A 13709-nucleotide genomic window follows, 5' to 3' on the forward strand; every position below is an offset into this window, starting at 1 on the left:
ATCGCGCCTCATGGTGAAACACTCGATCTCGCGCCGCCTCGCCGCCATGTTCGCCGTGGTCGCGCTGTCGGTGTTCGCGTTGGTGGGCGCCGCCCTCGACGTGATGCTGCGCGTCCAGCTCGAGCGGCACCTGCGCGAGTCGCTCGACGACCGGGCCCAGATCGCCCATATCATCGTCTATCACGGCAGCACGCCCGAGAAGTGGCAGTTGGTACGAGAGAAGCTGAGCGACATGACGCCGCGCGACGGCACCACCACTTATGCCGTGACGAGCGATGACCCGAATTACACCTATGGCACGCCGGTGATCGGGATGTTCGTCAAGCGACTGTCGAACGGCTACGTGCGGCTGCGGCCGGACGAGGGGGACGACGACATGCTGACCACGCGCGAAATTCTGCCGCCGTATGGCACTCGCCCCGCCGTCACACTACAGGTGGCCGCCAGCTATTCGCCCAATGAGCGCACGCTGCGCGCCTTCGGGCTGGGGCTGGCCGCGCTGTCGGCACTCGGCAGCCTGGCGGTGCTGATCCTCAGCTATTCGGTCACGAGACTCGGGCTCGCGCCACTGACCCGGCTCACGCGCGAGGCTTCCGAAATCCGCCCAGACAACCGGTCACAGCGACTCGACACGCGCTCACTGCCGGTGGAGCTCAACGACCTCGCCCACTCGTTCAACGGCGCGCTGGCCCGCCTCGACAGCGCATACGAGCGTCTGGAATCGTTCAACGCCGACGTGGCGCACGAACTGCGCACGCCAGTCACCATCCTGATCGGCCAGACCGAAGTCGCGCTCACGCGCGAGCGGCCGGTCGAGGACCTTCGCGTGCTGCTGCAATCCAACCTGGAAGAGCTCGGGCGCATGCGCACCATCATCAACGACATGCTCTTCCTGTCGCGCGCCGACCAGGGCGAGCGAGCCACGGGCCTCACCGGGCTGTCGCTGGCGAGCGAAGCTGCCCATACGCTGGAGTTTCTCGAAATTCCGCTGGAAGAAGCCCGGGTCACCGCGCGCTTGCACGGCGCGGCGTTTGCCCAGGTCAACAAGGCGCTGTTCGGACGTGCGCTGGCCAATCTGGTCATGAACGCCGTCGAACACTGCGCGCCCGGCGCCAATATCGACGTCCACATCACGCCGCTCGCCGCCGGAACCGAGGATGCCGGTCAGGTGCGCATCGAGGTGGTCAACCCCGGGGCGCCCATCCCCCGCGAGGTGCTTCGACACCTGTTCGATCGCTTCTTCCGGGCGGAGCCGTCGCGCACGAACAGCCGCGAGAACCACGGTCTGGGGTTGGCGATCGTCAAGGCAATCGCGGAGATGCATGGCGGCACCGTCTGGGCGCGCAGCGCCGACGGTCTCAATACCTTCGGGTTTTCGATCGCCACGGGGCGCGGGACGGGAAGGCCCGCCGGCGATCTCCCCCTTTTCTCCCAGGGGCATGAGAGCGCGGGCGTGCCAGCGCCCGTTGCGCGTCAAACGCCGTGAGATCTTCGGCCGCCCACGGTGTCGGCGTGCGATCCGGTGTGCGCTGGGCACCGTAGATCCGGTGCGCGGCGAGCCAGGCATCGGACAGAAACGCGTCGAGAAATGCGGGATTGTCGTGAGGGTGCGCCATGTCCGCATCGCGGGCGGCGGCGAGCAAGGCGGCGTAGGTGCCATCGTCGAACTTCAAGGCAGACCGTGCCATGGCGATCTCCGGGAGGCCAGCTTTACCAGGGGGCGTCGTCTCGCCGGCTCACCTGATTGGCGATGCCGGCGACGCGGCCGTGACAGCAGCGGCACTCGCCCATGCCGTCGGGGGGGCTCGCGGGGAGCGCTCAGGGCTTCGGCGCGGATGCCGGAACCGGCGGCACCCACTTGCGCTTGGCGTCCGGAGCTTGCGTGACGGCCAGGGCAACGGCCTCGGTGTAGTTCACTGTCACGGTATCGCCCACTTTCACCCCTTCCAGCAGCTTGGGATCTTCAACGGCGACATCCACGGTGCGCGAGGGACCGCGCACCGTGATGACGTTCGCGTTGCGGTCGATCTTCTGAACGGTGGCCACGACCGTCAGGTTGCGCGCGGCGTCAGCGCCCGGTCGCTGCCCCGGTGCCGCGCGATCAGCGCCTTCGGTCAGCACGCGGCTGCGAATCCCGTCGTTGCCGGGCGTGACGGAGATGGCCACGGAGCGCCGATACGCCACGACAACCTTGTCGCCCTTGCGCATCTGCTCGAAGTTCTTCACGTCCGGGCCGACGATGAAGGTCACCGGCTTGCCACGGTCGTCCGCGACCTGAATGGTGCGCTTCCTGGTATCGACGCCGAGCAGCGTGGTACGGAACTCGACGATGCCGCCCGCGACGATTGGCGCGGGACGCGCAGGCTCCTGTGCGTGCGCCAACGTTCCCAACGACAACAGACCAGCAAGAATCATGGTTTGCGTGAGCTTCATGGAATGTCCTTTTGTTATCAATGCATGCGATTCCGCATTTCTGATTGCATTTTAATTAATTGTCCAAAATAAAACATCCGTCCGATCGCCCGTCAAAACAATCGCGATGTTTCCATCGGATAGTAACAAAATATTTCAAATCCGCGATGCAATTTTAAGCTGCATGCCAAATGCCAGTATTGCCTGCCGCGCCCGGGTCACCATGAAAATCTCGCCTGCAAATCAGGCAAATTCATGATTTTCAAAACATAAAAATATCATTACTTGATGCAAATCAAACTTCTTCCACTCCAAAAGGGAAATTTTTTCTTGGCCCTTCAGATGCCAGACACAATTTGTTACAGAATCACCTTTGGCATTCAAGAAATCCTTGGCTCTTTCGGATGATTGAAAATTTCCATAAAATTTGTCATCCAAATTACTTTTCATTCCGATACCGCTTGCTCCGCTGCCCCGTCTCGAAGGCCAGGCGGGAATTTTTTCCGGAAAGCGCCGGGGGAGATTCCTGCGATGCCGCTTGTACCGACGACAGCGAGAACGTTATCCTTGCGACATGAACCGTCGCATCCTCATCGCGCCCGAAGATGTTGAACTCACTGCCATGCGCGCCCAGGGCGCGGGTGGCCAGAATGTCAACAAGGTCTCCAGCGCCATTCACCTTCGCTTCGACGTAATGCGCTCGTCCCTGCCCGACGACGTCAAGTCACGTCTGCTTTCCCGACTCGATCAACGCATCACGCAGGAAGGCGTCATCGTCATCAAGGCCCAGCAGCACCGCTCGCAGGAACTGAACCGGGCCGACGCGCTCGCGCGTCTCCAGGCACTGGTCGACGCGGCGGCCGTGCCGCCGCGACGCCGCGTCCCTACCCGCCCCACGCTCGCCAGTCAGGTGCGCCGTCGCGATGCCAAGCAGGTGCGCTCGCGCGTGAAAGCGTCGCGAGGCAAGATTCACGCGAGTCACGACTAAAGATCATCATAGTTAGCTTTTATCGAAAAAAGATAATAACCACTATCTTTTCGATAGCAGCCAGCAAGATTGATGCTAATATAAAGCATCATTTTCTGGATAATGCTAATTATCATGAGCTTTATCGAACCGTTGATTGCGGCCCGAAAGGCGGCTGCGCTCACACAGGCGGAGTTGGCCGATCTGGCGGGACTGTCACGCATGACCGTGCAAAAAGTGGAGTCCGGCGCCCTCGACCCCCGCGTGTCCACCGTTCTGGAGATGGCGCGCGCGCTCGGCCTCGAGCCCATGCTCGTGCCTGCCACCCTGCGGCATGAAGTCGAGGCCTTTCTGCGCTCCGGCGGCAAATATCTCGCCCAACCGAGCGGCGTGTCCGCCCCGCCCTCCATCGTCGAGACGCTCGCCGGCTGACCCGAGGCCCCGCATCGGACTTCCCGCCTATGAACATCAAATATCTGCGCGCCTACCTGTACATGCCCGACGGCACACGTCGCGCGATCGGATATCTGTCGCAATACGGCGACATCCTGCGCATGTCGTTCGATGAGGACTACATTGCCGATGCTCAGCGGCCAGTGCTCTCGCTCGCCTATCGCGGTGCCAATGAAACCGCCACGCGAGAGATTCTGGCGTCACCGCATGATGCCCGTCTCGTGCGTACCGACGGCCGCTGGCCTGTCTACTTCGAGAATTTGTTGCCCGAAGGACACAATCGGGAACGGCTCGCCGCCGAGCGCCGTTGCCCGCCTGATGACGAATTCGAATTGTTGGCGGCCGCCGGCCACGATCTGATGGGGGCGTTCGAAGTCGAGCCGGTCCCGGAACGCGAAGGCGTGCCCGACGTCGTCCATCGGTGGCACACGGCGCTCGGCCTCGAAATGGTGGAACCCGGCTTCGTGGACACGCCGGTGGAAGATGCCGCGTCGCTGCCCGGCGTCGTGACGAAGTTCTCGGCGATTCGCGACGGACGGCGCTATGTCGTGAAGCGCCACGGTCGCGCGGGATCGGTCATTCTCAAGTTGCCGACGACACGCCACCCCGATCTCGTGGAGAACGAATACACGGGCTATCAGCTCTGCGAAGCCCTGGGACTGGACTGCGCCAAGGCCGAGATCGTCTCTCGGCGCGACGCGGAGTTACCGGAGCAAGTGCCGTTCGAACACATCCTCGCCGTGCCGCGTTTCGACCGTCTGGCCGACGGACGGCGCGTGCACATGGAAGAGTTCGCCCAAGTGCTGCAATACCCGCCGCGAAGCAAATACGGGCGTGGCCTGAACGTCGACTACACGACGATGCTGCGGGTGCTGGACCAGTTGTCCGCACAACCCGTTCGCGATGTGCGAGAGTTCCTGCGACGCCTGATCGCCTTCATTCTGATCGGCAACACCGATGCCCACCTCAAGAACTGGGCGTTGACGTATCCCGACGCCCATACACCGCAATTGGCCCCCGTCTACGATCCCGTGTGCGTTGCTGCCTTCTTCCATGACGTGCCCGAGTCGCACTACGGCGTGAACCGGGCCATCGACAAGACCTTGCGGGCATTCGACTGGACCGCGCTCGACGGTCTGCTCAGAGGCGCCGGCCTGCTTCGCGTGAGCCGGCTGACGGCAATCGCGCGCGAAACGGTGCGCGACGCCCAGGAAAGATGGCCGGCACTGCTGGAGAACGCACCTCCAGCCGTACGCGCGACGGTGCTTGAGCGCCTGAATGGCGGCGTCGCCCTGACTGCCTGAGCTGGCCGACGTTTGCCGAGCACAACAGATCCAAAAAATATTACCCGGGTAATATTGAAAATCACTTAACACCCGGGTAATATTCGTCGGTATCGACATTCATGTCATCGTTACCGGAGTCTGCCGTGCCCTCTGCTTCACTCGGATATACCGTCTTTCGCGACTCGCGCCGTATTGCGTCGGGCTCGCTCGCCGATGCCGCCATCGCCTGCCAGCAGGCACTGATCGCCGACCCGCACGCCAGCGTGCTGATTTTCGACGATCGCACCGGCGATACGCGCGATGTCGACGTGCGCGGCACCGCTGCCGACATTCGCGCACGCTACCCGGCGCCGCACGACGCCGCGCCGCCTCCGGAGGACGCGCCCGCCAAGGGACGCGGCCGCCCGAAGCTTGGCGTGGTCGCGCGCGAAGTCACGCTGCTGCCGAGACACTGGGACTGGTTGGCCGAGCAACCGGGCGGCGCCTCGGTCGCGCTGCGCAAACTGGTCGACGAAGCGCGTCGCCAACATGCCGGGCGCGACCTGCGCAGGCGAGCGCAGGCGCGGACCTACAGCTTCATGTCCACAATGGCCGGAGATCTGCCAGCGTTCGAGGAAGCATCACGTGCGCTCTTCGCGCACGATCTCGACGCGTTCGGCATGCGGATCGCGGCATGGCCTGAGGACGTGCGCGGCCATCTGCTACGCCTGGCGTCCACGGACGATCTGGAGGACGACGTCGCGTAGCCTCCGCCATCGCCGAACCGTTTGACGACGTGACCCCGCCGCCCGCGGCCTGATCGCCGGGGCGCCGGTCAACTGCCGTCCCACTTATCTGAACACCCGATGCACCGGGCGGACCGCCGCGCCGGATGGGCCTCGCTTTGCCTGTCGTTTGGCACACGGCCTAGCACCGCAGCGCATCACCCCATCCCCCCACGATCAAGGATCGCCTCATCATGACACCACCGCTTGCTTCCCCACCCCGCCCGCTTTGGCGCACCTGGCTACTGATTGCCCTGCCGATGATGATGACCAACGCGCTACAGTCCCTGGCGGGTACCGTCGACGGCGTCTATCTCGGCCATCTGATCGGCACCGATGCCATCGCCGCGGTCTCGGCATTCTTTCCCGTCTTCTTCTTTTTGCTGGCGATCGTGATCGGTCTGTCGGCCGGCGCCACCGTGATGATCGGGCAGGCCTGGGGGGCGCGCGACGTGGTTCGCGTGCGCAACATCGCGAGTACTGCGCTGATGATGATGTTGGCTGCGGGCGTTGCCGTCAGCGTGCTTGGTGGCCTGCTCGCGACACCCATCATGCACGCCCTGGGCACACCCGCTCGCGTATTCGACGCGGCAACCGATTACGCCCGATGGATGTTCATCGGCATGCCCGTGGTTTTCGCGCTATGGCTCACGACGTCGATGAGTCGCGGTACCGGCGACGCCATTTCGCCGCTCTTCGCCCTGCTCGTCGCCACGCTGCTGTCGCTGATTCTCACGCCGGCGTTCATTTTCGGATGGGGGCCGCTGCCGCCGTTGGGTGCGACCAGCGCCGCCGCCTCAACCTTGCTCGCGTTCGGGATTTCGCTGCTCTGGATGGCCGCTTACTGGCGTCGCAAAAACCACCCGCTGGCGCTCGCGGCCAAATTCTGGCGCCACGTGAAATGGCATCCCGCGCTGGCGCGGGGCATTCTGCGCATCGGCGTGCCAACGGCCATGCAAATGCTGACGATGGCCGTCGCCGAGATGCTGTTGCTCGGCATGATCAACCGCCACGGCGCTGACGCGACCGCCGCGTATGGCGCCGTCACCCAGGTGCTTGGCTGGCTGCAGTTGCCGGTCATGACGCTGGGCATCACGGCATCGATTCTTGGCGCGCATGCAATCGGCGCAGGCCGAGGCGATCGCGTCGACGCGATCGTTCGCACGGGCATGCTGTGCAATCTGGGACTCACGGGCAGCCTGGTCGCCCTGGTCTACCTGGCGGCACCGACAATCATGGGTGGCTTCCTGACCGATCCGGCGGTGCTCGCTCTCGCCACGCGCCTGCTCCATACAGTGGCCTGGAGCGTGCTGGTCATGGGGATGACGGCCGTCCTGACGGGGGCGATGCGCGCCAGCGGCAAGGTTTGGGTGCCGATGTTGCTCGGCGCCCTCGGGCTGCTGGGCGTCGAGGTGCCGGCCGCCGTGATGTTCGAGCGGATCGCCGGGTTACCGGGCATCTGGTGGGCGTATCCGCTGGCGTTCATTGCAACGCTGGTAATGCAAAGTCTTTGCTACCGCAACTTCCGGCGCGCATCATGGCGCGCCCAGAGGAACATGAGCATGCCGGCACAGGACAGCAAGGCACCGACCCAGCCCGTCGACGTCCAGCCGTAGCCCGCCGAAATCGCCACGCCGCCGAGCCATGCGCCGGCGGCGTTGGCCATGTTGAACGCCGAATGGTTGAGCGCCGCCGCGAGCGTCTGGGCCTCCCCTGCAACATCCATCAGCCGAATCTGTAACGCCGGCCCGATGATGATGATCGTGCCGATCGCGAGCACGTTGACGCCGGCCAGCCATGGGCTCGCCGACGTGAAGGTGAACGCCGCGAGCAGCAACGCGGACCAGATGAGCGTGCCGCCGATGGCACGCATGAGCGACGCCGCGGCGACCAGCCGCGGGCCGATGACCGTACCGGCGACCATGCCGACACCGAACAGGGCCAGATAAAACGGCACCCAAGGTTCGGGTACCCCCGCCACCTGCATGAGCGTGGGCTTGATATAGCTGAACACCGCGAACATGCCGCCGAACCCGATCGCGCCAATCCCCAGCGTAAGCCAGACTTGCGAGCTTCGCAGTGCGCTCAGCTCGCGCAGCGGACTGGCGCCGTGCGGCGCCGGAGCGTCCGGTACCCACCGCCAGACCATCACAGCCGTCAATGCGCCAATCACACCTACCAGCACGAACGCCGCGCGCCAGCCAAGCCATTGGCCCAGACCGGCAGCGAGCGGCACACCAAAAAGCGTTGCCAATGTGAGCCCGAGCATGACCTGCCCCACCGCATGAACACGCCGGTGCGGCGGCACGAGCGACGCGCCCACCAGGGCCGCCACACCGAAATAGGTGCCATGCGGCAAGCCGCTCAGGAAGCGCAACACAATGAGCGCCACGTAGTTCGGCGCCAGTGCACTGGCGAAATTACCGACGGCAAACATCGCCATGAGTGCGATCAGGAAGGCCCGGCGCGGCAATCGCACCCCCAATACCGCGAGCAACGGTGCGCCGATCACCACCCCGAGCGCATAGGTACTGATGGCATGTCCCGCCTGCGGTATGGAAATATCGAGCCCACGGGCAACGTCGGGCAACAAGCCCATGATCACGAACTCACCCGTGCCGATGCCGAAGCCGCCCATGGCGAGTGCGACGAATGACAACCAGACAGGAATGGACGACGGCGGCAAGGCCTCATCCGCGTCAGCGGGAAGAACTTGGGGGGTGCTCATTGCGATTCGGTGATGGCCGCTGGCGCGGCGCCGGTCAGACGGTCGATGACGGCAGGAAAAACGGCATCGGGGCGACGCAATGCCGCCACCCCGTTCGAGGGTGCCGATTTTACGTCAACACTTCGCCACCTGCAGGAAACGCTGTGCAACGCAGCATTACCAAAACCTCACAAATCCGGAGACTTTCTCCATTGCTGCGCGCCACATTACCGCGTCGCAGCATTCACCCATAAAAAAACCGGCCCAGTGGGTGGGCCGGCAAGGTACGGTTGCGCTCCGGTTGCGGGAACCGGATGCAATCGTATTGGGGGTCTGCGAAGCCTACGAATCGCGGCGCGCGCACGTCGGCGTCGCACCGCGCGCTGGCCCGAGCGTCAGTGGTGATGTTGCTTCGCGTGCCACTGACCGGACTTGTCGTCCTTCTCGTACGTCTTTTTCACAGCAGTCCACGCTACTTTGTGAGCCGTTTCTTCGCGCGATTCATGATCCCGCCTCTCACCGGGATCCTTGTATTCGTCCCAGGCGGAATTGAAGGCCTTCAAGTAGATTTCCTGCGCATGAGACGGCAAATGGTCCTTGACGCTCGCGGGCAGTTCGTGAGTCTGTCGATAAGGCATGACGATCCTCCTTGCATATGCGATTCACGTGCAACTCAAGCGCGATCCAAACGCGCCAATCGCTTTACGCACACTTTGCGTACGCCGTTCGTACGGCTTCGATGTCAGGCACCGCACGTTCCGGCCCCGCCGCATTCGCTCATATGTGCCCCATCAGCACCAGCAACACGACGATCAGCACGATCAGCCCAATACCGCCCGATGGGTAGTAGCCCCATCCGCGGCTATACGGCCAGGCGGGTACCGCACCGATCAACGCAAGAATCAAAACAATCAACAGGATGGTGCCAAGCATGACTTTCCTCCCTTGCCGATCCGACCTCAGTGAAGCAAACGCGCCACCACGCCAGCCCATCGAGCGCGCCTGCCCTCGGAAACATATTTTCCGGGAGGCCGCGTGGGCGGCTCCTCGACGGGCGGATCCAGCGGTCTGTCGGGCGGGGGCATCGGCGTCGGTTCGTCGTCATCGGGCGGCGATTTCGGCGGCGGTGTCCCCGGCGGCTTACCCGGGTCATGGGGCTCGGGCAGGTGGGCGTACAGGCGGAGGGCCTGCGTCAACCGGCAAAATTCGAATTGACCCGGCATGCGCAATGTCTCGCCGCGCTCAATGCCAGTAAGGGTCGACGGTGTAATACGTATGCACCTGTTCGGCCCATTGCATGTCAGCCATGCTCGGCCAGTGATCCTTGTCGAACCCGGGCGCCTTCTTGAGCGCCTCCTTGTCGAGATTGAGAATGAAGCGCTTGTGCTCGACGTCGAGCTGGAGCGCATGCCAGGGAATGGCGAAGAGCTTGTCTCCCATGCCAAGAAAGCCGCCGAACGACAGCACGGCGTAGGCAACCGTGCCGCGCTGCACATCGAGCATGATGTGCTTGACCTTGCCGAGGCTCTCCCCGGCGGGATTCACCACATCTTCGGCATCGAGCGAGTCGGCGGCCATCACCGACGGGCCCGGACCGTCGGGCAACTCGTGCGAAGTTCCAACGATGCGGGCGCCTGATTGGGGCGTTTGTCCCCGTTCGGATTGCATGGTCATCATTTCCTCCTTCGTCCAGTGAATTGGGGACGCGCGAGCGCTTGCGGATCGCGAGACCTCGCGCGCCTTCGACGTGGCGAGAATGCGATTACTTGCCCGACACCTTGATGTCGTCCTTGACGTCGACAACCCCGTCAACGCCCTTGACCGTATCCACGACCAGCGTCCTCTGCGCCGACTGCGGCACCGACCCGGTCAGGTGCACCACGCCATGGCGCGTCGTGACGTGGACCTTGGTCGACGGCACGTCCTTCTTGGCGAGCAGCTCGGCCTTCACCTTCGCGGTCAGCGCGGCGTCGTCGATCTTGCGCCCGGTATCGCCCATGGCACCGCTTGCCGTCGCGTTGTCGGCGATCTTGATGATCCCGCCCTGGTCCAGGGCATGCGCGGCAATGCCGGTCGTTGCGAGCGCACCGGCCATAACGAGCTTGAGCAGATTGGCGTGTTTCATTGTTGACCTCCCGAAGTTGAGTGAAAAAAGCAAATGCGGTGTTACCCGCGTCAGATCTTGTGGCCCTCCTGACTCTCGCCGGGCCGGCTCATGGCCTTGCCGCGGCGTTCGTGCAACTGGTTGTCCACGCCTCGCACGCCAGGGACTTTCGAGACCACGGTCTGCACGACGTGCTGCATCCATCGTTCGGGCACATGGCCCGTGAGCAGGGTCATTCCCGAGGTCACCGTCACGTCGACGTGCGAGACGTCCAGATCGTGCGCGTCGCGCAAGGCCGCGCGTACCTGCTCCCGCACGGCGACATCGGTGGGCGACGGGCCACGCGAGCGGGCCTGAACCGATGCATGAGCCGTCTGCTGCGGCGCTCCCGACGCACCGGACACCTTTGCTGCCGTCCCACTCACGCGCCCTTGCCCACCGCTACGGCCCCGACTCCCTGTTGCCTGTCCGTCCTGTCCCGCCGATCGAGGTTCGGCCTTCGCATGCTGTTGCGCCGTGTCGGCGCCGACCGTTCCCTCGGGCCATTCGACCCGGCGGGCCTGCGAGGGGCTGCTGCCCGGCGGTACCTGGCCCGCGGTATCCCGCCCCGTGCCCGCGTAATCGTCGTGCGGTCCATATGCGCTTTGCCGCCCGAATCGCGGGTGGTCGCCCGGTGCGGCATCCGCGGGCCCGTAGCCGCTCTCCTCGCCATGAGCGATCTCCGGGGCATACCCGTGACCGCCCGCCAAATCCTTTGCGACGCGCTTCGCCTTGCCCGCCTTGGGGGACGACGCCCCCAACCAGGCGGGATCCGATTGCGCCTGCGCATGGGCGATTTGCGCGTCGCGGGCGACCGACTGGCGCGCCTCATGCGATTGCCCTTCGCTTTCGTTGTCGAATGCCGACGCCTGCGCACCGTGCGTCTCGGCATCTCCATCTTCATGCGTGAGGGCATGCTGCTGGTGCTGCATCCCCTCGTCCTCGTCGGGCAACGACGGCACCGCACGCGTACGCTTCGCCATGACAACCTCCTCGACTGCCGCTCGGGTCCCGGCAATGGCTTCTGCATTCGGATCCGAACTGTTGAAATCGATTGTAGATAGCCAGGTTTCCCAAGCGAATCGGCGGAATCTGAAAGATGTGTAGGTGGACGCTGGCACGCTTCGATGCGTAGAAACGCCATCGAAACGCCCCCATCTCAACGGTAGACAAAGCGCTTGAAAATCAAAGGACTGCAAGACCTACTAAAAGTCTTGCTCGAGCATGGGTGCGGGGCCGGGTATGGACGAATCGCGCCCTTCGGATCGTGCAACATCGGAGAATTCCTACAGGCAGCCGCAGGCGCCGCATTGCGTGGCGCCTCCCTCGCCTTCGGCGCGCCGGTTCAGTCCGCGTCCGAAGATGTCGGTGTTGCGTCCGACGGTGCCGCGACAACGCAATTCCGTCCTGCTGCCTTGGCCCGATAGAGGGCCTCGTCGGCCGCCTTGACGAGCGCGTCGACGGTTTCGTTGCCTCGCGGCCGGCGGCATGCCACGCCGACACTTACCGTCACGTGCCCGAAGTCGCTCGAGGGATGCGCCAGATTCAGTTGCTCCACCGAACGCCGGATCGCTTCGGCAACTCGCGTTGCGCCTGCGGCGTCGGTATCCGGCAGCACGGCGATGAACTCTTCTCCGCCGTAGCGGCCCGCCGCGTCGGACGGACGATTGAGCGCCGCCCCAATGGCGCCGGCCACCGCGGCGAGGGCCACGTCGCCCGCCTGGTGGCCCTGCGTATCGTTGTAGCGCTTGAACCAGTCGATATCCACGAATGCCACCGCCATCGAGCGCTTCGCGCGGCGCATTCGCCGCCATTCGCTGGCAAGAATCCTGTCGAGCGAGCGCCGGTTCGACAGGCCGGTCAGCCCGTCGGTCCGCGCCAGCAGACGCAACTCCCGCTCGGCGCGCAAGCGCCGCCGCAACTGGGCGGCCAGCAAGATCGACGTCAAGATGAAACCCACGTTGAGCACCACGAAGAGCGCGCCGAATTCGACGGCGCGTCTGTGCCACGGCGCCAGCGCTTCGTTGCTCGACGTGACCACGATCAGCGTGAGCGGCGCATTGCCGAGCATGCGGCGCGACAGCAGGCTCTCGCGACCGAGGAAACGGATGGGATAGATTCGCTGGTCGTCGTTGCCTGATGGGAGCGCTTCGTAGCGACCGGTCTGCGCCATCGTCAGGCCCAGCACGCTGGCGTCGTAAGGCTTGCGCATCAGAATCGCGCCGTCCTTGCCGAGCAACAGGATCACGCCTTCCTTGCCGACCTCGACATGATCGAAGAGTTGCCGAAAGTAGTCGATGTCGACGGCCAGCGAGACCACACCGCCGAACGAACCGTCCGGCCGGCTGATCCGGCGGCTGAGCACCATCGTCGGCCGCCCCTCGCGTAAGCGTGAGCGGATGAACCCGCTGATGTACACGCCCTCATTGGGGTCGTCGCGGGGCACGGTAAAGTAATCGCGGTCGGCGAAGTTGTACGGCCGCGGCACTTCGCTCTCCGCATCGATCACGATGTTACCCTGGGGATCGAGCACCACCAGCGAGCCAATATAGCGCGAGGCGCGCGAGCGCTCGAAGATCAGTTCGCGACGCAGGGCGGGCGACAGCGCGTCGACGTCGCGGCGCGCGAGCAGATTCACCACCGCGTCGAGCGAAGCCTCGTAGAGCTGGAAGTTCAGTTCCAGATCGCGTTCGAGCACAGCGGCGATACTGCGCTGGTTATCAGCCGCGCGCGCGAGCACGAGCAACCGGCCCTCGTAGAGCAGCGCCACGGCAACCGCCGTCACCAGCGCGGAGATGCCCACGCCACTCCAGACGATCAGTGTGGGCGTGCGCGAGACCCACCGCACCGCCGACTTCACCTGCAGCACGATACGCGTCCGCCATCGTTGCATCGACATCCTTCCATCGTCTCCTGTAGTCTCGCCCGGCGATGATCATTGCATCGGGCTGCCCACGCGGCACGCCGACGGCCGCGG

The 13709-nt window shown here is 64.3% G+C and carries 14 protein-coding genes; 6 read left to right on the top strand and 8 right to left on the bottom strand.

What is annotated here, in order from left to right:
- The first annotated feature begins 13 nt into the window (after positions 1-13).
- Complete coding sequence (locus W930_RS0109540) at positions 14-1486, top strand: heavy metal sensor histidine kinase (protein WP_115344524.1); 1473 nt, start codon at positions 14-16, stop codon at positions 1484-1486.
- 332 nt (positions 1487-1818) lie between these two features.
- Here the strand turns inward: W930_RS0109540 and W930_RS26815 are convergent, their stop codons facing one another.
- The gene (locus W930_RS26815; RefSeq protein WP_023874249.1) at positions 1819-2433 is read right to left on the bottom strand and encodes a hypothetical protein; all 615 of its coding nucleotides are present in this window, start codon (positions 2431-2433) and stop codon (positions 1819-1821) included.
- A 553-nt stretch (positions 2434-2986) separates the two neighbouring features.
- On the opposite strand from W930_RS26815, the gene arfB reads away from it, so the two are divergent.
- From arfB to W930_RS26820, 5 genes are all read left to right on the top strand, one after another.
- On the top strand, positions 2987-3400 hold the full coding sequence (gene arfB, locus W930_RS0109550; protein WP_023596094.1) for an alternative ribosome rescue aminoacyl-tRNA hydrolase ArfB: 414 nt from the start codon (positions 2987-2989) through the stop codon (positions 3398-3400).
- Positions 3401-3514: 114 nt separating this feature from the next.
- A complete protein-coding gene (locus W930_RS0109555) occupies positions 3515-3811 on the top strand; it encodes a helix-turn-helix transcriptional regulator (RefSeq protein WP_023596095.1) in 297 nt (98 codons plus the stop codon).
- 29 nt (positions 3812-3840) lie between these two features.
- Entirely contained in the window at positions 3841-5136 is a 1296-nt protein-coding gene (locus tag W930_RS0109560; RefSeq protein WP_024788694.1) for a type II toxin-antitoxin system HipA family toxin, read from the top strand.
- A 125-nt stretch (positions 5137-5261) separates the two neighbouring features.
- Complete coding sequence (locus W930_RS0109565) at positions 5262-5864, top strand: DUF2239 family protein (protein WP_023874245.1); 603 nt, start codon at positions 5262-5264, stop codon at positions 5862-5864.
- Positions 5865-6076: 212 nt separating this feature from the next.
- Positions 6077-7498: an MATE family efflux transporter gene (locus tag W930_RS26820; protein ID WP_023596098.1), complete on the top strand. Its 1422-nt coding sequence runs from the start codon at positions 6077-6079 to the stop codon at positions 7496-7498.
- Here W930_RS26820 and W930_RS0109575 read toward each other — a convergent pair.
- From W930_RS0109575 to W930_RS0109605, 7 genes are all read right to left on the bottom strand, one after another.
- The gene (locus W930_RS0109575; RefSeq protein ID WP_023596099.1) at positions 7396-8610 is read right to left on the bottom strand and encodes an MFS transporter; all 1215 of its coding nucleotides are present in this window, start codon (positions 8608-8610) and stop codon (positions 7396-7398) included. The two genes, W930_RS26820 and W930_RS0109575, sit on opposite strands and share 103 nt — an antisense overlap.
- Positions 8611-8984: 374 nt before the next feature.
- On the bottom strand, positions 8985-9227 hold the full coding sequence (locus W930_RS0109580; RefSeq protein ID WP_023874243.1) for a ChaB family protein: 243 nt from the start codon (positions 9225-9227) through the stop codon (positions 8985-8987).
- Positions 9228-9366: 139 nt separating this feature from the next.
- Positions 9367-9522, bottom strand: a complete 156-nt coding sequence (locus W930_RS29570; RefSeq protein WP_023596102.1) for a DUF3309 family protein — start codon at positions 9520-9522, stop codon at positions 9367-9369.
- Positions 9523-9831: 309 nt separating this feature from the next.
- Positions 9832-10257 (bottom strand): PRC-barrel domain-containing protein, encoded by a 426-nt coding sequence (locus W930_RS0109590; protein ID WP_369798647.1) that lies wholly within the window; start codon positions 10255-10257, stop codon positions 9832-9834.
- 94 nt (positions 10258-10351) lie between these two features.
- Entirely contained in the window at positions 10352-10714 is a 363-nt protein-coding gene (locus W930_RS0109595) for a BON domain-containing protein (RefSeq protein WP_023596103.1), read from the bottom strand.
- A gap of 50 nt (positions 10715-10764) precedes the next feature.
- Positions 10765-11715, bottom strand: coding sequence for a BON domain-containing protein (locus tag W930_RS0109600; protein ID WP_023874241.1), 951 nt, complete (start codon positions 11713-11715; stop codon positions 10765-10767).
- 362 nt (positions 11716-12077) lie between these two features.
- Positions 12078-13631, bottom strand: coding sequence for a sensor domain-containing diguanylate cyclase (locus tag W930_RS0109605; RefSeq protein WP_051399262.1), 1554 nt, complete (start codon positions 13629-13631; stop codon positions 12078-12080).
- Positions 13632-13709 lie beyond the last annotated feature (78 nt).

This window comes from Pandoraea sp. E26 (genome assembly GCF_000681415.1).
GTDB lineage: Bacteria > Pseudomonadota > Gammaproteobacteria > Burkholderiales > Burkholderiaceae > Pandoraea > Pandoraea pnomenusa.